General features: G+C 33.7%; 19 protein-coding genes. 18 read left to right on the forward strand and 1 reads right to left on the reverse strand.

What is annotated here, in order from left to right; genetic code table 11:
• Nucleotides 1-375: 375 nt before the first annotated feature.
• The 8 genes from CHB72_RS16890 to CHB72_RS16925 all read left to right on the forward strand — a co-directional run bounded on the left by CHB72_RS16890 (nucleotide 376) and on the right by CHB72_RS16925 (nucleotide 6879).
• The gene (locus CHB72_RS16890; RefSeq protein WP_089284054.1) at nucleotides 376-993 is read left to right on the forward strand and encodes a DUF3298 and DUF4163 domain-containing protein; all 618 of its coding nucleotides are present in this window, start codon (nucleotides 376-378) and stop codon (nucleotides 991-993) included.
• A 302-nt stretch (nucleotides 994-1295) separates the two neighbouring features.
• Nucleotides 1296-2402: a tRNA 2-thiouridine(34) synthase MnmA gene (gene mnmA, locus CHB72_RS16895; RefSeq protein ID WP_089284055.1), complete on the forward strand. Its 1107-nt coding sequence runs from the start codon at nucleotides 1296-1298 to the stop codon at nucleotides 2400-2402.
• Nucleotides 2403-2668: 266 nt separating this feature from the next.
• The gene (locus CHB72_RS16900; RefSeq protein ID WP_089284056.1) at nucleotides 2669-4204 is read left to right on the forward strand and encodes an NAD(P)H-hydrate dehydratase; all 1536 of its coding nucleotides are present in this window, start codon (nucleotides 2669-2671) and stop codon (nucleotides 4202-4204) included.
• 250 nt (nucleotides 4205-4454) lie between these two features.
• Complete coding sequence (locus CHB72_RS16905) at nucleotides 4455-4652, forward strand: spore coat associated protein CotJA (protein ID WP_207652592.1); 198 nt, start codon at nucleotides 4455-4457, stop codon at nucleotides 4650-4652.
• A complete protein-coding gene (locus CHB72_RS16910; protein ID WP_089284057.1) occupies nucleotides 4652-4906 on the forward strand; it encodes a spore coat protein CotJB in 255 nt (84 codons plus the stop codon). Before CHB72_RS16905 ends, CHB72_RS16910 begins: the two co-directional genes overlap by 1 nt.
• Nucleotides 4907-4926: 20 nt before the next feature.
• Complete coding sequence (locus CHB72_RS16915) at nucleotides 4927-5502, forward strand: manganese catalase family protein (RefSeq protein ID WP_089284058.1); 576 nt, start codon at nucleotides 4927-4929, stop codon at nucleotides 5500-5502.
• Nucleotides 5503-5604: 102 nt separating this feature from the next.
• Nucleotides 5605-6030 (forward strand): thioesterase family protein, encoded by a 426-nt coding sequence (locus CHB72_RS16920; RefSeq protein ID WP_089284059.1) that lies wholly within the window; start codon nucleotides 5605-5607, stop codon nucleotides 6028-6030.
• Nucleotides 6031-6171: 141 nt separating this feature from the next.
• Nucleotides 6172-6879: a PrsW family intramembrane metalloprotease gene (locus tag CHB72_RS16925; protein ID WP_089284060.1), complete on the forward strand. Its 708-nt coding sequence runs from the start codon at nucleotides 6172-6174 to the stop codon at nucleotides 6877-6879.
• 78 nt (nucleotides 6880-6957) lie between these two features.
• On the opposite strand, the gene CHB72_RS16930 is transcribed toward CHB72_RS16925, so the two are convergent.
• Nucleotides 6958-7452: a hypothetical protein gene (locus tag CHB72_RS16930; RefSeq protein WP_089284061.1), complete on the reverse strand. Its 495-nt coding sequence runs from the start codon at nucleotides 7450-7452 to the stop codon at nucleotides 6958-6960.
• A 246-nt stretch (nucleotides 7453-7698) separates the two neighbouring features.
• Between CHB72_RS16930 and ytxJ the strand changes: the two genes are divergently transcribed.
• The 10 genes from ytxJ to CHB72_RS16980 all read left to right on the forward strand — a co-directional run bounded on the left by ytxJ (nucleotide 7699) and on the right by CHB72_RS16980 (nucleotide 18553).
• Nucleotides 7699-8055: a bacillithiol system redox-active protein YtxJ gene (gene ytxJ, locus CHB72_RS16935; RefSeq protein ID WP_089284062.1), complete on the forward strand. Its 357-nt coding sequence runs from the start codon at nucleotides 7699-7701 to the stop codon at nucleotides 8053-8055.
• An 87-nt stretch (nucleotides 8056-8142) separates the two neighbouring features.
• Nucleotides 8143-8706, forward strand: coding sequence for a signal peptidase I (gene lepB / locus CHB72_RS16940; RefSeq protein WP_089284063.1), 564 nt, complete (start codon nucleotides 8143-8145; stop codon nucleotides 8704-8706).
• A 74-nt stretch (nucleotides 8707-8780) separates the two neighbouring features.
• Nucleotides 8781-9209, forward strand: a complete 429-nt coding sequence (locus CHB72_RS16945) for a CBS domain-containing protein (RefSeq protein WP_176431433.1) — start codon at nucleotides 8781-8783, stop codon at nucleotides 9207-9209.
• 153 nt (nucleotides 9210-9362) lie between these two features.
• Nucleotides 9363-11039, forward strand: coding sequence for a nucleoside kinase (locus CHB72_RS16950; RefSeq protein ID WP_089284065.1), 1677 nt, complete (start codon nucleotides 9363-9365; stop codon nucleotides 11037-11039).
• 205 nt (nucleotides 11040-11244) lie between these two features.
• Nucleotides 11245-11724, forward strand: a complete 480-nt coding sequence (locus CHB72_RS16955) for a DUF456 domain-containing protein (RefSeq protein WP_089284066.1) — start codon at nucleotides 11245-11247, stop codon at nucleotides 11722-11724.
• 12 nt (nucleotides 11725-11736) lie between these two features.
• Nucleotides 11737-12666 (forward strand): DMT family transporter, encoded by a 930-nt coding sequence (locus CHB72_RS16960; RefSeq protein WP_089284067.1) that lies wholly within the window; start codon nucleotides 11737-11739, stop codon nucleotides 12664-12666.
• A gap of 165 nt (nucleotides 12667-12831) precedes the next feature.
• Nucleotides 12832-13377: a signal peptidase I gene (gene lepB / locus CHB72_RS16965; protein WP_089284068.1), complete on the forward strand. Its 546-nt coding sequence runs from the start codon at nucleotides 12832-12834 to the stop codon at nucleotides 13375-13377.
• A gap of 59 nt (nucleotides 13378-13436) precedes the next feature.
• On the forward strand, nucleotides 13437-14573 hold the full coding sequence (gene queG, locus CHB72_RS16970; protein ID WP_089284069.1) for a tRNA epoxyqueuosine(34) reductase QueG: 1137 nt from the start codon (nucleotides 13437-13439) through the stop codon (nucleotides 14571-14573).
• Nucleotides 14574-14841: 268 nt separating this feature from the next.
• Nucleotides 14842-17190, forward strand: coding sequence for a Lon protease family protein (locus CHB72_RS16975; protein WP_089284070.1), 2349 nt, complete (start codon nucleotides 14842-14844; stop codon nucleotides 17188-17190).
• A gap of 175 nt (nucleotides 17191-17365) precedes the next feature.
• Nucleotides 17366-18553 (forward strand): glycine C-acetyltransferase, encoded by a 1188-nt coding sequence (locus tag CHB72_RS16980; protein ID WP_089284071.1) that lies wholly within the window; start codon nucleotides 17366-17368, stop codon nucleotides 18551-18553.
• Nucleotides 18554-18844: the final 291 nt, after the last annotated feature.

Genomic DNA, 18844 nt, shown 5'->3' on the forward strand with positions numbered 1-18844 from the left:
TATCGAGGTCTAGAGTTATTATAAACTCTAAATTCGATAGGCTTGATTATTTTTTGAGGATTTCAACTGAAATTTTCAATTTCCCGATATCCCCTTTCTACTTATTTAAGTTTACTGATTTCATCTTTGCATACTTTAGAAAAAAATGTAATATCCATCCCCAGAAACTCTTTGAGCTGCCTCTTTAATTAATGGTGATTGACTTCATTTTGCTATTAATTAGGATGATATATTACTATTCTATTTTAAACATGAGACATCTTTTTTATTTAGCCTGATACTTTTCGTAACACTCTTACTAGTAGTTGAATAGTATACTTAATATAGAGAAACTATGGGAGACGGGATAAAAAATGTAAAGAGGTGATTAGATACATGATCAAGGAAGAGGGCAAGGCAAAGATTGAAAAGAGAAAACTAATCAGACATAGGATAGGTCTAACCTATCCGGATATCATAGGGTTAGATAACGAAGATATACAGCAAGCTATTAATGGAACGATTCAAGAAGAGATATATAAAATGATTATAGAACAGGGTTATGAGGAGGATTATACGAAGGAAATATGGGGAGATTATAAAGTGGAACTAAATGAATACAATCTCTTAAGCGTATTAATCTATATTCATTCCTATTCAAAAGGAGCAGCCCATGGACTAACGGCTTTAAAAGCGATAAATTTTGATTTACAAAGTGGAAAAACCTATGAATTAGCTGATTTATTTATAAAGAACAGTGGCTACGTAAATAAAATCAACGAACTTATAAAAGAAGAAATGGTTGAAAAGGATATCCCGATGTTAGTAGAATTTGAAACTATTGACAAAAAACAGGACTTCTATTTAACCAAGGAAGCTTTAACTGTTTTCTTCCAGTTGTATGAATACACCCCTTACGCATATGGTATACCAGAGTTTGGTATTCCCTATAATGAGTTAGAGGACATTGTTAATAAACAAGGGCCATTAAAGTTTATAGCTACTAGCAAATAATAATTGCAAATAAATTTATAAGAAAACTGCTATTATGATAGCAGTTTTTCTCATTTAGGTATTTAATTATTTTCTACAAAGTATACAATATAGGTATATAGATAAACTAATAATAGTTAAAGAAGGTATAAAAAATCATGCTAATATTTAAGTTTAATGTCACGGGGCTACGGTCTCTTCCATGCCTAAAGGATGTAACCATGGATTTCAAATGTAGCCCTTTAATGTATTGGAATTAAAAATTATGCAAGCATATAAAGTATAGAAACGAACATCTATACCAGTAAAGGAAGGGAAAAGTGATGATAAAACCAAAAAAAAATATACAAGTGATTATAGGTATGTCTGGTGGGGTAGATTCTTCTGTAGCCGCTTTATTATTAAAGGAAGAGGGGTATGATGTTATAGGCATTTTTATGAAAAATTGGGATGAAACTGATGAGTTTGGTTACTGTACTGCTGCAGAGGATTATGAAGATGTTAGAAGAGTTTGTGATCAAATTGGCATCCCCTATTACACTGTAAATTTTGAAAAGGAATACTGGGACAAGGTATTCACTTACTTTTTAGATGAGTACAAAAAAGGAAGAACTCCAAATCCTGATGTCATGTGCAATAAAGAAATAAAATTCAAAGCCTTTCTACAGCATGCACTAAAATTGGGAGCTGATTATCTTGCTACAGGTCATTATGCTCAAATTGACTATCATGAGGGAGAATATAGACTATTACGGGGCGTAGACTCTAATAAGGACCAGACATACTTTTTAAATGCCTTAGGACAATATCAATTATCGAAATCGATGTTTCCCATTGGACATTTAACAAAATCACAAGTAAGAGAAATTGCAGAAAAAAATGATTTAGCCACTGCAAAAAAGAAAGATAGTACAGGAATCTGCTTCATAGGAGAAAGAGATTTTAACGAATTTTTATCTAGATATTTACCAGCTCAGCCAGGAAAAATAAAAAGTCTATCTGGAGAAATAAAGGGAAAACATCAGGGATTAATGCACTATACTTTAGGGCAAAGAAAAGGACTTGGAATTGGAGGCAGTGGATCTGGCGAGCCTTGGTTTGTAGTCAGTAAAGATTTGAAAAATAATATCTTATATGTAGTTCAAGGAGAAAAGCATCCCGCCTTATACTCCTATGGATTATTAGCCACTGATTTAAGTTGGGTAAGCGAAAAAAAGCCTAATTCTGGCTTTGAGTGTACAGCGAAGTTCAGATATAGACAGAAGGATCAACAGGTAAAGGTATTTATCACAAAAGAGGATGAATGTAAGGTGATATTTCATATCCCTCAAAAGGCGGTGACTCCAGGTCAGGCTGTTGTTTTTTATGATGGAGAAGTTTGTTTAGGAGGAGCTACTATAGATAAAATACTAGATAAAGCTGAAATTTAGGAAAGGATCTAGACCAATTCTACTAAGTCTCATTTTATTTCGAGGTTAAATCCTAAAGTTTGCGAACTTGCTACGCTCGGACACACAAATTTTTTATGGATTTAACATCTCCATTTTCTAGATATTTTCCAAGATATCAATATCATCAGCCGGCAACGGATATTGACTTTATGGAGACGGCGAAACAGGAAGCAGAAAAGCATTTAAGTTATATTTTCCTAGGAAATGTATAGAGTTATGAATAGAGAACTAAGGGGGAAATTGCTATGAAAATCTTTAGTAATGAGGAAATGAAGAATTTAGACAGAATAGCTATAGAGGAGTATAAAATTCCTGGTATTATTTTGATGGAGAATGCGGGAATCGCTGTAGTAAAAGAGATAGTAAAGTCCTTAGAAATAAAAGAAAATAAAAGGGTGGCTATACTCTGTGGGCTAGGCAACAACGGCGGGGATGGTTTTGTTATCGCAAGACATTTAATAAGTTACGGGTTAGGAGTTGACACCTATGTTATAGGAAACACCTCTAGCATCAAGGGAGATGCAAAGATAAATTACGAGATACTAGTTCATCTAAAAGCTTCTATTACTACTATTAAAGATGAAGAAGACTTAGCAATGTTAGAAGATTCTTTGGAGAAATGCGGTATTTTAGTAGATGGCATACTAGGAACGGGATTGCAAAGACCAATAGAGGGAGTAATAAAAGAAGTTATAGCTATCGTTAATAAAAGTAAGAAAGAAATAATAGCAATTGATATACCTTCAGGGATAAATGGTGATGATGGGGAAGTCTATGGAGAAGCTGTTAAAGCCAACAAAACCATTACCTTTCAATTGCCTAAGATAGGTAATATTCTTTATCCAGGCAGTGATTATTGTGGGAAGCTCTTGATTGAGAATATTGGTATTCCTAAGAATGCTATTGATGCTATAGAAGCAAAAATAAGTCTTATTACAGAAAAGATGGTACAGGCCCTTTTACCTAAGCGATATTCCGATACCCATAAGGGTAGTTATGGTAAGGCTTTAATTATTGCAGGTTCTTTTGGTATGACTGGAGCCGCTATTTTGGCTTCTAAAGCTGCATTGCGAAGTGGGGCAGGCATTGTAAAGACGGCAGTACCAAAGGAACTAAGTGTTATTATAGAAAACCAGCTTATAGAAGCAATAACTGTATCTTTAGAAGAATTATGGAATCAAGATAATCAACAGGCTTTTAGACTAAAGGGAGAAGATGCTATTGCTATAGGGCCTGGGAGTGGAAGAGCTGAAGCATTTAAAAAGTTATTAGAAGCTGTAGTAGAAGAAGCTACTGTGCCTGTAGTAATCGATGCAGATGGATTAAATCTATTAGCAGAGAATATAGATATTTTAAAGTCCTTAAAAGCTCCATGTATCATTACGCCCCATCCTGGTGAAATGGCTAGGCTTACAGGCCTCTCTATTGATGAGATCAACAGAAACAGAATAGATGTTGCAAGGGGTTTCTCCTTAAAGTGGAAGGTAATCACATTATTGAAGGGAGCTAGGACGATTATCTCGGATGAAAAGGGAAATGTTTATATCAATAGCACTGGAAATCCAGGCATGGCAACTGCAGGAAGCGGAGATGTTCTAACCGGTATGATTACAGGCTTGTTGGCACAAGGGATTTCTCCATTAGAGGCTACTATTACCGCGGCTTATCTTCATGGGAAAGCTGGTGATAGGACAGCTGAAAAGTATGGACAGTATAGCATGTTGGCAGGAGATATTCTTGAGGAAATACCCTATGGGATAAAGGAGTTATTGAAATTTTAAAAGTACAAAGCAGTAGTAAAGATTGACCATAGAGCCTTTATTCCTTTTTACTATATTGACCAGTACTGGAGCAACAAGATATGAATAAACAGAGGAAAAACCTCTGTTTTTTTATTGCTCATAAATATTAAGTATATGCTCTATGGAATTAATTTATGACAAATAAAACACAAAAACTAATGGGTTTGAATACAATATTACTACAAGAATTCCTTGTCATAGATCAAATTAATTAAGAGGAGGAGATAACATGATGCATACACCTTATCCTGGCATATATCCTATCCCCTTTATGCCTATGTATGTAATGATGGCCCGTGCCTATGTACCTTATCAGACCTATATACAGGCCTACCCTTTAACAGAAGCCATACAGAAAGGAACTCTATTTCCCGAGTTATATCAGCCTTATATTGAAAAAGATCCACATTGGAAGGGGGAAAAATAATGATGGAAAGAAAAGCCTTAATGAGGAAAATTCAAGATGTGGAGTTTGCTTTAGTGGAGCTACAGCTATACTTAGATACACACCCCTTTGACCAAAAAGCCTTGATGGACTTTAACTGTTATAGTCAGCAGCTTTTAATGCTTAAACAACAATATGACATGGCGTATGGACCACTATTACAATATGGTTTTTCACCTAGCCCATATCCTTGGAAATGGTTAGATAGTCCATGGCCTTGGGAAGAACAATTTTAGGAGTATAAGGAGGAAAGTATATGTGGATTTATGAAAAAAAGTTGCAGTACCCTGTTAGGGTTACCTGTGGACCTAATCCTAAACTAGCCCAATATTTATTGACACAGTATGGTGGCCCAGATGGTGAGCTTTCAGCAGCATTAAGATATTTAAATCAGAGATACACTATCCCTACGAATGAAGCTAAGGGACTATTAACAGATATAGGCACAGAAGAACTAGCTCATGTAGAGATAATAACAACGATGATCTACCAATTAACAAAAGATGCAACTGTTGAGGATTACGAGGCCGTAGATATGGGTTCTTTCTATGCAATCAGAGATAAAGCTTTATTTTATTCAGATTCAAACGGAGTACCATGGACGGCAACTTACATCCAAGCCCATTCAGATCCTATTACGGATTTACATGAAGATATGGCTGCCGAGCAAAAAGCTAGAGCAGTGTATGAGCATTTATTAAATCTTACTGATGACCCTGGTGTAAAAGATGCTTTGAGATTCTTAAGGGAAAGAGAAGTAGTGCATTTCCAAAGATTTGGTGAAGCATTAAGAATCGTGCAAGAATATATAGATGCCAAAAAAATTTATTAAGACCGGATTTTACCCGGTCTTTTTTACATACTTGATTTTCTGTGATATTTTAATAGAAAGTAAGGTATATATATATATAAAAGAGAAGAGGAGGTTTATCACATGATGAAGGATGTAAAACTCCAAGAGGGTATGACCTATACAATACAAAAAAAAGTGGCTTATGAAGATACAACATTAAGCTTTGGAAGGAGCGGTATAGAAACCTTGCTTTCTACTTCAGCGTTGGTAGGAATGATGGTTGAGGCAGCAGTTGATTTAGTCGGTAAGAATATACCAGAAGGCTTTATTACTGTTGTAAAAAAAATGGAGATAGACCATGAGAAACCTACCTTGCAGGGAATGACAGTGACAGTAAAGGCACGACTAGATAAAATTAAAGGGAATGTACTATATTTAACAAATATATGCTATGATGAGGTAGGAGAAATCGCTATTGCTAAGCAAGAACGTTATATAGTAAACAAGAAGGCTCTAATTCATAAGGCTCATGAAAGAGCAGAAGCATTAGAACAAAAGGATAGATAAGGGTGCTCATTGAGTGCCTTTTTTTTATAAAATTTTATCCTTCGGAAGATTATGCTTTTATAGGAATAAAATATTTGGATATATAAAAGGTATTATTAAATACTATTAATAAAACAGTACTTATTTAGGAAGGAGAAAACAATGGCTATAAGATTATTTATTATTGCGGTTATACCTAGCATAGCTATTGCGGCAGCCATATATCTTACGGATCGATATGATAGAGAACCGTTATCTTTGTTGATTAAAGTTTTTGTTTTAGGCGCTTTATCTGTAATACCTGTCATCATAATACAAAGGATCTTAGTAGGAGTTAATATCTTTCCCGGTCTATTCGGAGCTGCCTTTACTGCATTCATTATTGCAGGAGTGACAGAAGAATACTTTAAAAGAGCAGTGGTATTATTTAGTGCTTATAATAGTAGACACTTTAATGAAAAATTAGATGGAATCGTCTATTGTGCTTTTTCTGCTTTAGGTTTTGCTACAGTTGAAAATATCATGTATGTAGTATTTAGATTTAGTAGCAACTATTATGTTGGAATTATGAGAGGCGTGCTATCAGTACCTGCCCATATATTATTTGCAGTCACGATGGGATATTATCTTTCTTTAGCAAAATATAGTGAAGATGAAAATGAGAAACGTAGGTATTTTTCGAAATCTTTATTAATACCTGTTATTTTTCATGGTTTGTTCAACTTTATTTTAATGGCAAGAATTCCTATACTGATGCTTCTTTTTATCCCCTATGTGATTTATTTATGGAGAGTGAATCTTATTAGATTAAATAAATACACGAAATACAGCAGAGGGGATTATAATAAAATTATAGAGGATAAAGAATAAAAATAAAAAAAGCGACAATTGTCGCTTCTAATTTTACTCTGTGAAAGTGACTGACATCAAATCAGAGGTTTGAGTCACTTACTTTTGTCCAGCAATAATTTTTGCTATCTCCTCAAGAGTTAAGTTGTCAGATATTTCAAAGGTGCCAGATTTTAACTTTGAAGCTAAGTTTAAACTTTCAACAACCTGGATAAACTCTTGGGTATTATCAATCAAGTCATTTTCTAAAAGAATTCTAGCAATACCGCCTCCTGAAGTACCACTTGGAATTGTTATTTGTTTGTTGTCTACTACAACTACTTGAATTGGATCTGTAGAAGGTTTTTCTTCTGGTTGTTCTTTTTCTACAGGTTCTTCTATACCCTCTTCAACAGTCTTTTGTGAATCCTCTTCTTGTTCCTTTGGAATATCAGACTCTTCTACAGTAGGTACTGTATTTATAGCAGAAGCAATACTGTCTTTATTAAACCAGTCTCCCAAATTCCAAGCTACTACACCAAACATAAGTCCTGCAATAATAAGAGCAATAAAAACATCATTAAAATCGTGAAGTATATCTTTAATTTTTTCCATTTGTTTACCACCTTTTGTTGTTTATCCTTATATACTTAAGCATATCATATTTACCTATTCCTTTTCAATAAAAGGATAGATGTAAATATTAACACAAGTATATAAATATATAAAATAGTGACTTTTAATAATTTAATTACATAATATTTGCACTAGCAGTTATAATATCAGTAAAACAATAATATAAAAGTAATAAAATCAAGAAAATACAGTAATAAAAATGTATTTTGAAGGGGAGAGTGTATAATGGCAAAGCGTATTAAAAAAATCACCACAGTAGATGATTTAGATAAAATTATACAAAAATCTAGCAAAAAACCAATTTTTATTTTTAAACATGATGTTGCGATTGTAGAAAGTGAAGAAGCTTATCAACAGTATTTAGAATTCATGGAAGAAAATGAAGAAGATATAGTATTTACCATGGTAGATGTAAGAGAGTATTTAGAGGTTTCAGAAGCTATTGAAGAAAAGTTAGAGATTAACCATGAGGTCCCTCAGCTAATATTGCTTATGGATGAGGAAGTCGTTTGGGATGACCAACAAAACAATATTAATTTTGATAACCTAATTGAAGTTGTAAATGAGTACCTTTCAATATAACTATGGTTAATATTAGTTGCTTTAAAAATACTACAGTGTTAAAATAGTTATAGAGTTTTTGCAAAATAGAATACGGGGGGACATAAGATGAAAAAAGAAATCCTAGAATGGATAAAAACTATAATATTATCATTGGTAATAGCATTAGTTATCACTACCTTTATTAAACCAACGATTGTAAAAAATTATTCTATGATACCGACATTAGATGAAAATAACTTTTTAATAGTAAATAGACTTTTATATAACCTAGGAACCCCAAAGCGTGGAGATATTGTTGTGTTTAAATCTCCATTAAAAACTGCAACTGGTAAAGATAAGTTATTAATTAAAAGAGTAATAGCTTTACCAGGAGAAGAAATCACAATATCTAACGGCGATGTATATATTGATGGACAGCACTTGGAAGAACCGTACCTAGTAGATACTTATACAGAAGGAAACATAGACATGGTTATACCTGAAGGTAAAATTTTTGCTATGGGAGATAATAGACGTAATAGCTTAGATAGTAGAGATGACATACTAGGACCAATAGATATAGATGATGTTGTAGGAAAGGCTTTTTTAAGATTATATCCATTTAATAGAATGGGCTTTCTAGCTACTGATGTAGCTTTAACTTCGGAATATATTACTGCATTAAATTAACAAATTCTTTCTACTTATAAAAACCTTCTAAAATGCAAATCATATATTTAGAATAAGTTTAGGAGGGAATGCAAATGAAAGTAAGAGAGATTATGACAACTCATGTTTCAGCGGCTAATACCAGCGATACTATTGATGAAATATCAAGAAAAATGAAGGAATTAAATGTGGGAACTATCCCAATCTGTGACCATCAAAATCACGTGGTAGGAATTGTTACTGACAGGGATATTGTAGTTAGGGGCATTGGAGATGGATATCGATCATCTGATAAAATAGAAAATGTTATGTCAAAAGAATTAATATCGATTACTCCTGATAGTCATGTCCACGAAGCAGCAAGACTAATGGCACAAAATCAAATAAGAAGATTACCAGTTATAGAGGATGGTAGATTAATAGGTATCGTGGCAATAGGTGATTTAGCTGTTAGAAATGTCTATGTAGATGATGCAGGTAGAGCTTTAAGTGATATTTCACTACCAAGTCGACCAATGATGTAAGTCTGTAATACATCTCATCCCTAGTAGTTATCCTGCTAGGGATTTGTTTTTTAAAAAGGTTGCATACTTTCAATTGTTATTAAAGCAAAAAAAAGTATATAATAGTATATAGGAGTTTTATTACTCAATTTTAAATCTATAGGGGGACTCTGGATGGAAAGTAATAAGATACAAAATTATATTTCAATTACTGTAAATGATGAAGGACCTTTTAAATATGAAGAAGGAACTTTGTTAGAAGAAATAATAAAGGACTTCCAACCAAAGATAAAGCATTTGATTGTTGCAGCTCTTGTTGACAATCAGTTAAAGGAGTTAAAATATACATTAGATGAGGATTGTGATATTAAACTCATTGATATATGTTCTTCTATTGGATCAAGGATTTATCAAAGAAGTCTATCTTTTGTTTTTATAAGAGCATGTATGGAATTTTTTTCAGGATGCAAAGTATCAGTAGAACACTCGCTTAGTAAAGGGCTTTATTGTGAAGTGCACTATAAAAGATCTATTAATGATCAGGATGTCATTAGAATTCAGGAAAGAATGAAAGAGATTGTTTCTGAAGATGTCCGATTAGAAAAAAGTAGAATTCCTGTAGATGAAGCTAAAGAAATCTTTAGAGATTATGGGCAAACAGGAAAAGAAAAATTATTAAAATATCGGGAGAAACCTTATATAAACATTTATCAATGTGGTTGGCTAAAAAATTATTTTTATGGATATATGGTACCTTCAACAGGGTATCTGAAGGAATTTAAATTACAATACTATGCTCCAGGAGTTGTGTTGCAGTTCCCTAGATTTGAAGATGGGGGAAAAATTCCAGAATTTCATGAGCATCCAAAGCTATTTAAAGTATTCAGAGAGGCAGAAAAATGGGGAGAAATACTGGAAATTGATTATGTTGCAGCATTAAACGACCTGATTGTAACTCAAAAGGAAGATGAGTTTATTAGAATTGCTGAAGCGCTTCATGAAAAGAGAATTGCTGAACTAGCTGATAGTATAACAGAAAATATCCATGAAAAAAGAGTAGTATTAATTGCAGGACCTTCCTCTTCAGGGAAAACAACCTTTGCTCAAAGATTGATGATACAATTAAAGGTAAACGGCATTAAACCAGTGGCTATTTCTTTAGATGACTATTTTGTAAATCGAGAAGAAACACCTTTAGATGAAAAGGGAGAATATGATTTTGAATCCCTTTATGCTATCGATTTAAAGCTATTTAATAGGGATTTAGAAAGAATATTACAGGGTGAAGAAATAGAAATACCTACCTTCAATTTTCATACAGGAAAAAGAGAGTATCGGGGTCACAAAATACAGATTCAATCTAATCAACCTATAATACTGGAAGGCATTCATGCATTAAACGATGAATTGACTTCTGCCATAGCTAGGAACAAAAAGTTTAAAATCTATATTAGTGCACTGACACAGCTAAATGTAGACGAACATAACAGAATACCTACCACTGATACAAGACTAATAAGACGTATCGTTCGAGATAGCAAATATCGTTCAAAGGATGCGGAGGCTACGCTGGCTATGTGGAAGTCTGTAAGAAGAGGAGAAGAAAAGAATATATTTCCTTTTCAAGAGGAAGCGGATGCCATGTTTAACTCAGCACTTTTTTATGAGCTAAGCCTGCTAAAAAAATATGCCGAACCCTTATTAAGGCAAGTAGATAATACCAGTCCCTACTTCTCTGAAGCAAAACGGCTGATGAAATTTTTAAGCTACTTTGTAGCTTTAGAAAGAGAAGAAGATATTCCTAAAACTTCTATTCTAAGAGAGTTTATTGGAGGCAGCAGCTTTCACTAAAATGATATAAAAGTAGATAACCCAAATCTTTGATTTGGTGTCAGTCACTTTCATAGAGTGCAAAAAAAAGACGGAGATCATCTTCATCTTTTTTTTTATATGGATATTTTTGTTCTAAAATGCAAACAAATTATAGTAAATAATACTAAAGAGAATAAAGGATTTTGGGGAATCTTTTAGAATAAATAAAGTATAGGTGATTATTATGGAAAATGCGTCAATGGTAATTAGTTTTGTTTTAATTATTTTAGGAGTATTAGGAATTTTTATTCCGATTCTGCCAGGACCCATTTTGGTCCTAATGGGTATAGTTTTATATGGGTTCATAACAGACTTTGCTGTTATCACTTTCAATTGGATTATTATATTTGCAATACTAACCTTTATTACCATTATAGTAGACTATTTAGCCTCCTTTTTCACAGCAAAGAGATTTAATGTGTCTACCTGGGGAATGATAGGAATGATTTTGGGTGGGTTTGGAGGCCTTGTTATTCTAAATGTTATAGGACTACTAATAGGGCAGGTGATAGGGTTAATCTTAGGAGAGATCCTTTCAGGAAAAGAGTTAATGCAAGCAATAAAAGCAGGAAGTGCTGGGGTTATTGGGTATATTGTTAGCTTATCTGTAAAAATATTGATAACAGGCATTATGGTAGGAAGCTTTGTCTATCTTATTTATTAAGGGGAGATTATCTTGGAGGAAAATCATAAAATAAATAGAGTATATTTTATACTGATTATCGGTATTATTAGCGTTTCTTTTTCTGCAATATTTGTTAAAAATACTACTGCACCTTCAAATATCATAGCTATGTATCGTATGGTGATAACCTTCTTACTATTCCTTCCTGTAACATTAATCACAAGATGGAAAGAAATAAAAGAAATTAAACTGAAGGATTTTCTTTTGTGTGCTCTTAGTGGAGGATTCATGGCATTGCATTTTAGTACATGGATTACATCTTTGCAGTATACGACAGTGGCTTCCTCTACAGTTTTAGTAGGATTGCAGCCAATTTTCACTGCTGCCATTGGTTATTTTCTATACCAAGAGAGGCTGAATAAAGTGAGTATAATAGGCATGCTTACTGCGATCGCAGGAAGTAGCATTATGGGCATTTTTGATTTCCAACTTGGTTCGGAACATCTATATGGCGATGTTTTAGCACTGTTAGGAGGTTTTTTTGGAGCACTGTATATCATTATGGGGAGAGGCATCAGAAAAAGAGTATCTACAGTAACCTATGGATTTTTTGTCTATGGTGTGTGTGCCTTACTTTTAGTAGGCATCAATGTTATATTAAAAACCCCATTAATAGGTTATTCTCAAATGGATTATGCTTTGTTCTTAGCAATGGCTGTAATATGCACCATCGGAGGTCATACGATTTTTAATTGGTCACTACGTTATATTGAAGCCAATAGGGTTTCTACTGCAATGCTAGGGGAACCAGTAGGAGCTACTTTTTTAGCAATAATATTGCTAAAAGAAATCCCAACCCTTCCGCAAGCCATTAGTGGAGTATTAATTTTAACAGGTCTATATATTTTTATGATAGCTTCTGTCAAGGAAGACAAAACGAGACTTAATTCAGAGAGAATCTTTACCCCCTCTGAATTGTAGCCTAGTTTATTTTGAGGATGTAGTGCTTGGACTGTCGCTTGCTGAAGCGGCAGGCTAAAAGCAATACACCGAAGGAGAAGTTTCAATCAAAAATTTCGGTTAACATCCATAGTGAGGGTTAATTTAGAATTTTTTTACTTATAGTCATTTATAGGATGTGATTGTATGAAGAAAATTAATTCTAAAAAATATGATTTATTAAAGACGATCACTATAACCCTAATGCTACTATTTATAGTAGATTACTATGTTTTTAGCCTAGCGGTTGTAGAGGGGGAGTCGATGTATCCAACTATAAATTCCTCCGATAGATTAATATATGTAAAGCTACCCTATTTTAGGAACAGGTCTAAAAGAGGAGATATTGTCATATTTCAACCTCCTAAGGAGCTAGCAAGAGATGAACTCTTCGTAAAACGGGTGATAGCCACTGAAGGAGATGCTTATTGTATCGCAAAGGGCGTATTATCTATTAATGACATAGAAATAGCAGAAGAGTATATTTGTGCAGAAATATATGTAGATAAAGATTATGAACACACCTATGGTACAGTTCCGACAGATAAGGTTTTTGTAATGGGAGATAATAGAAATAATAGTAATGATAGTAGAAGATTTTGTTGCATTTATACACAGCAAATAAGAGGAAAAGTTATAATGAGAATATGGCCGCTAAATGAAATTAGGACTTTTGTAAATCCTTTTTCTTAGGAGATCATATAATGGTCTCCTAATTTTATTGTATAACACCTGAGAGAGGAGGCTTTATCTTGACCTTAAAGGAACAAATAGTTAATTATGCTAAATCAATAGGAGTAAGTATGATTGGCTTTACCAGTGCTGAGGCTTTTGAAGATATAAGGGGAATCTTAGAGGAAAGAAAAAAACTAGAATATCTTTCAGGATTTGAAGAAAAGGATATTGATCTCCGGATTGACCCGAAAAAGACGATGCCAGAGGCTAAATCTATTCTAGTTATAGCCCTCCCCTATTATATTGATGAGGAAAATTTACAACAGAAAGAAACACCTTTATTTCACGGAGAATTAGCACGGACAGCATGGGGTAAAGATTATCATGATGTGGTTAAAGAAAAGCTGGAGAAAATTGCGACGTTTATAAAAGGAAAAAAAGAAAAATTTGATTATAAAAGCTTTGTTGATACAGGGCCTTTAGTGGATAGACATGTAGCTTATCGTGCGGGACTAGGATGGTATGGATATAATTCTATTTTGATGAATGATGAATATGGCTCTTGGTTTTTTATCGGATATATGCTTAACAATTTAGAAATTCCTTCAGATAAGCCTTTAAACAATAGGAGCTGCCAAGGATGCAATTTATGTATAAAGCATTGCCCTAAAGGTGCTATAGAAGCACCTTATAAATTTAATGCAAAAAAATGTTTATCTAATATATTACAACAAAAAGAAGATATTAAAGAATCAGATAGAAAAAGCTTAGGGAAAAGTCTTTACGGTTGTGATATATGCCAACAGGTTTGCCCCCACAATAAAGAGATAAAGAAGGAAACAGAAGAAGATTTTTATCCCAAGGAAGCTTTGCATAAACCAGACCTATTACAGCTCCTATCCATGTCTAATAAGGAGTTTAAGAAGACTTATGGAGAAACCTCAGCGGGGTGGAGAGGGAAAAAAATTTTACAAAGGAATGCCATTATTGCTTTAGTAAATCATGGTGATAAAAAAACAATTCCTTATTTATTACCGTTGCTGCAGGATAACAGACCAGAAATTAGAAAGTATGCTATTTGGGCTATTTGCGAATTAGATCCTTTCAAAGCATATCAGATTCTTATGAAAGTTAAAAAACAAGAGAAGGATGAAGAGGTATTAAAGACAATAGAATATTATTGCAAAAAGATCTCCTGTGAAAAAAAGCGATAAAATAAAAAATGCTTTCTTAAAGGAATTAGTAGAATATAACCCTCCTTCTGAATAGTATGTTAGTAAGGTTTACCTTTCGATGTAGTGCTTGATCTTCCGGGAGATCAAGCACTACATCCTCCAAGTAAACACGGCTACAATTCAGTGGGAATAAAAACTCCCTCTGGATAAACAAACTAAGTGACCAACACGAAAGTTACAAAGCAAACTTTCGATTGTCTACTTATGAATTAAGTTTTGTTCTATTTACAGTGAAGGAGGGACGGGTATGGAAAAGCACGCTGAACTATCCTATAAACAAGTAAAAAGGTATTGTGACATGGAGAATCTTTCCTTTGAGACTACAGAGGAAGTAGAACCATTAAAGGGTATCATGGGACAAAAAAAGGGAGAAGAAGCAATGGCATTTGGATTACAAATTGATAATCCAAGCTACAATATTTATATTAGCGGTAGCAAAGGAACGGGTAGAACCACCTATACGAAGGAAATCGTAAAAAAAATTGCATCAACCGGAGATGTTCCTGATGATTGGTGCTACGTATATAGCTTTGAAAGCAGTAGCAAAGCAATGGCTTTAAACTTACCTGCTGGGAAAGGTAGAGCACTACAGGAGGACATGAGTGAATTAGTAGAAGAACTATTTACCCAAGTACCACAAGCCTTTAATAGTGATGATTATGATCGAAGAAGAAATGAAATTATGAAGCAATATCAGGAACAAAAAAGCAAGTTATTACATTATTTAACTGAGTATGCAGACAAGAAACAATTTGGTATTAAGAATACCAGTACGGGCTTCGTCTTTATTCCTTTAAAGGATGGCGAAGAAATGAGTGACGAAGAATTAAAGCTGCTAAATGATGAAGAATCAAGGAGGCTGGAAATACAACTGGAAGAGATTCAAGAAGCAGCCTTGGACATCTTGTTAAAAATAAAAAATCTTGAAAGATTAGCGAAAAAGAGACTGATTCAATTAGAAATGAAGGTAGGTCTCTTCGTTGTAAAACCACTTATCCATGATTTAATAGAGAAATATGTGGATTGTGATAATGTTCTTGAATACTTAAGAAGAGTTGAAAAAGACTTAATAGAGAATATATATCAGTTTGTAAGTGAGGAAGAGGAAACACCTAATGTATCTAAAAAGGCTGAGACGGAAGACTTTGTAAAAAAATATAAAGTGAATCTACTGATTAATAATAGCGGAATGAAGGGAGCACCGGTAGTTACAGAGTTCAATCCTACTTTAAACAAATTAACCGGTAAAATAGAATATGAAAATATTAATGGGGCCTTACGAACAGATTTTTTGCATATAAAGCCTGGAGCTATTCATTTAGCCAACGGAGGCTATTTAATATTAGAAATGAAGCAATTGTTAGAGATTCCTTATGCATGGGAGACGTTGAAACGAATTCTGCATACTAAAGAAATAACTGTGGAAAATATGGGAAGTCAATTGGGAATTGATGTTACTTCTTTAAAGTTAGAGCCTATCCCCATTGATTTGAAGATTATTTTAATAGGAAGTGAACATTTATATCACCTGCTTTATCATTATGATGAGGACTTTCAAAAATACTTTAAAGTATTGGTAGACTTTGATTATGAAATGCCTAGAACTGCTGAACATGAAAAACAAATAGCAGCTTTCATCAGCTCCTATATTGAATGCTATGGTATAAGGCATTTTAGTGCTGATGGTGTGGCAAGGCTTATAGAATATAGCTCCCGTCTTACAGGTGACCAAAATAAATTAACTACTAGATTTAACAAAATAATTGAGATAGTTATCGAAGCAAATCAATGGGCAAAGCTAGAATATAGTGATATCATCACAGGAAAACAGGTAGATAAGGCTATCCACGAAAAGTGGGCTAGACTTAATAAATATCAAACTAGAGTTGAAGAAACTTTTGAGACACAAAAGGTATTGATTGATGTAAAGGGCGAGAAGGTCGGAGTGATTAATGGTTTATCTGTAATTAATTTAGGGGAATATACCTTTGGAAAGCCAAGTGTTATTACTGTTACCAGTGGAATAGGCAGGGAAGGTATTGTTAATATAGAGAGGGAAATCAATTTAAGTGGTGCTATCTACGACAAGGGAATAATGATACTAACTGGGCTTTTAACAGAAAATTTTGCTCAAGACACAAACTTAAGCATCACCTCTTCCATTTGTTTCGAACAGTCTTATGGAGGTATAGATGGAGACAGCGCTTCCAGTGGAGAACTATATGCTTTGCTTTCTAGTATTTCTGGTATTCCTTTAAGACAAGATATAGCTGTAACAGGATCTGTTAATCAAAAGGGAGATATACAACCAGTGGGTGGTGTTACAGAAAAAATAGAAGGATTTTATCGATTATGCAAAAATAGAGGCTTTACTAAAAGTCAAGGGGTAATGATACCTTATCAAAATATTGATAATTTGATGTTGTGTGATGAGGTTGTAGAAGCGATTAAAAGGAAGAATTTTCATATATATGCTATCAAACATATAGAAGAAGGAATAGAAATAATAACAGGAGAGTCTTATGAAAAGATATTTAAAGAAGTGAAGAAAAAAATAGAATACTATAATCAAATGATAGAAAAAACAAATAAATAATAGCTTTCAGATAAAAGAAATGTCACTATTTTAGGGACATTTCTTTTAAGATGTTTTAAATTTCTGTAAGGGGGGAAAAATGAAAATATTATAACTTTCATTATTTAAGAAGGAAAAGAAAAGAAAATGTAGTATTAAATTAATGGTAAATATTTTAAATTAGGAGGTCATAGTAATGTCAAATGTACATGAACTACAGTTCCTTAAAGAAAAGATACAGGAATTAAAAGACCAAGGAGTCTACAGAAAACTACCAGTTTTAGAAGGAGCCAATGAAGCAGAGGTAATATTAAACGGTAAAAAGGTTATTAACTTATCTTCTAACAATTATTTAGGCTTTGCAAATCACCCAAGATTAAAAAAAGCTGCTGTCGAAGTAGTAGATAAGTATGGAGTCGGAGCAGGAGCTGTTAGAACCATCATCGGCAATATGGATATTCATGAAGAAATGGAAAAATTATTGGCTGAATTTAAGAGAGAAGAGGCAGTTATGGTATTTCAGTCAGGATTTAATTGTAATGCTGGTACGATTCAAGCTGTGACAGAAAAGGGAGACTTAATCGTATCTGATGAACTAAATCATGCTAGTATCATTGATGGAGCCAGATTAAGTAGAGCAGACAAAACAGTATTTAAGCATGCAAATATGAACCATTTAGAAGAAGTATTGAAGGAAAATAGGGATAAATATAGAAATATACTGATCATTACAGATGGTGTATTTAGTATGGACGGTGATATTGCACCACTACCTGACATTGTAAATCTAGCTGAAAAATACAATGCTATGACCTATGTAGATGATGCTCATGGTTCTGGGGTGCTAGGTGAAAGTGGTAGAGGAACAATAGATCATTTTGGATTACATGGAAGAGTTGACTTTACAATTGGAACCCTATCGAAGGCCATAGGAGTAATAGGTGGCTACGTGGCGGGAAGCCATACTATGAAGGATTGGTTGAGCCATCGTGGTAGACCACTTTTATTCAGTACTTCTTTACCACCAGCAACAGTAGGAGCAATTATGGAGGCTGTAAAACTATTGATGAGCACTACAGAATACACTGATAGATTATGGGATAATGCCAAATATTTTAAAGAAAAAATAAGTAAATTAGGATACAATATAGGGAATAGTGGCACCCCTATTACACCTGTAATCATAGGAGAAGAAGGTAAAACGATGGAGTTTAGTAAAAAACTTTTTGATCATGGTGTATTTGCATCAGGGATTGTTTTTCCAACAGTACCTAAAGGAACAGGTAGAGTACGTTGTATGGTAACAGCTGCCCATACAAAGGAACAATTAGATAGGGCAGTAGATATATTTAAAACAGTAGGAGAAGAGATGAAATTGTTTTAGAAAACTGATAAAATTTCAAAAACAGGCTTAAATATCGTTAAGACTATTTTAGCCTGTTTTTCTATTCAAGGTAAAAACAGTGGCTATTGTATATATAGACCTCTATGCTTTAATTTTAATATACACGGCCTACGGTTTCGCCCTCGGCTGAAAACCATAGCCAAGGACTGCAAATGTAGCCCTTAGTATATTAAAATTTAGAGGTATATGCTTATAATACGGATTTTGTCAAACGAATTCTCGTTTAAATCTTCAAGAAAATGCACATCCTAAAATGGCAGGCTTATGATG

Origin of the sequence: Anaerovirgula multivorans (genome assembly GCF_900188145.1) — a bacterium.
GTDB lineage: Bacteria > Bacillota > Clostridia > Peptostreptococcales > Natronincolaceae > Anaerovirgula > Anaerovirgula multivorans.

Excerpts from the sequence above, each read along its gene's own strand:
- CHB72_RS16925 (WP_089284060.1), top strand. The coding sequence starts at position 6,172 with ATGGCTATAAGATTATTTATTATTGCGGTTATACCTAGCATAGCTATT.
- CHB72_RS16915 (WP_089284058.1), top strand. The coding sequence starts at position 4,927 with ATGTGGATTTATGAAAAAAAGTTGCAGTACCCTGTTAGGGTTACCTGT.
- CHB72_RS16900 (WP_089284056.1), top strand. The coding sequence starts at position 2,669 with ATGAAAATCTTTAGTAATGAGGAAATGAAGAATTTAGACAGAATAGCT.
- CHB72_RS16955 (WP_089284066.1), top strand. The coding sequence starts at position 11,245 with ATGGAAAATGCGTCAATGGTAATTAGTTTTGTTTTAATTATTTTAGGA.
- CHB72_RS16910 (WP_089284057.1), top strand. The coding sequence starts at position 4,652 with ATGATGGAAAGAAAAGCCTTAATGAGGAAAATTCAAGATGTGGAGTTT.
- CHB72_RS16905 (WP_207652592.1), top strand. The coding sequence starts at position 4,455 with ATGATGCATACACCTTATCCTGGCATATATCCTATCCCCTTTATGCCT.
- CHB72_RS16890 (WP_089284054.1), top strand. The coding sequence starts at position 376 with ATGATCAAGGAAGAGGGCAAGGCAAAGATTGAAAAGAGAAAACTAATC.
- CHB72_RS16975 (WP_089284070.1), top strand. The coding sequence starts at position 14,842 with ATGGAAAAGCACGCTGAACTATCCTATAAACAAGTAAAAAGGTATTGT.
- CHB72_RS16930 (WP_089284061.1), bottom strand. The coding sequence starts at position 7,452 with ATGGAAAAAATTAAAGATATACTTCACGATTTTAATGATGTTTTTATT.
- CHB72_RS16920 (WP_089284059.1), top strand. The coding sequence starts at position 5,605 with ATGATGAAGGATGTAAAACTCCAAGAGGGTATGACCTATACAATACAA.
- ytxJ (WP_089284062.1), top strand. The coding sequence starts at position 7,699 with ATGGCAAAGCGTATTAAAAAAATCACCACAGTAGATGATTTAGATAAA.
- CHB72_RS16945 (WP_176431433.1), top strand. The coding sequence starts at position 8,781 with ATGAAAGTAAGAGAGATTATGACAACTCATGTTTCAGCGGCTAATACC.
- CHB72_RS16950 (WP_089284065.1), top strand. The coding sequence starts at position 9,363 with ATGGAAAGTAATAAGATACAAAATTATATTTCAATTACTGTAAATGAT.
- CHB72_RS16980 (WP_089284071.1), top strand. The coding sequence starts at position 17,366 with ATGTCAAATGTACATGAACTACAGTTCCTTAAAGAAAAGATACAGGAA.
- lepB (WP_089284063.1), top strand. The coding sequence starts at position 8,143 with ATGAAAAAAGAAATCCTAGAATGGATAAAAACTATAATATTATCATTG.
- mnmA (WP_089284055.1), top strand. The coding sequence starts at position 1,296 with ATGATAAAACCAAAAAAAAATATACAAGTGATTATAGGTATGTCTGGT.
- lepB (WP_089284068.1), top strand. The coding sequence starts at position 12,832 with ATGAAGAAAATTAATTCTAAAAAATATGATTTATTAAAGACGATCACT.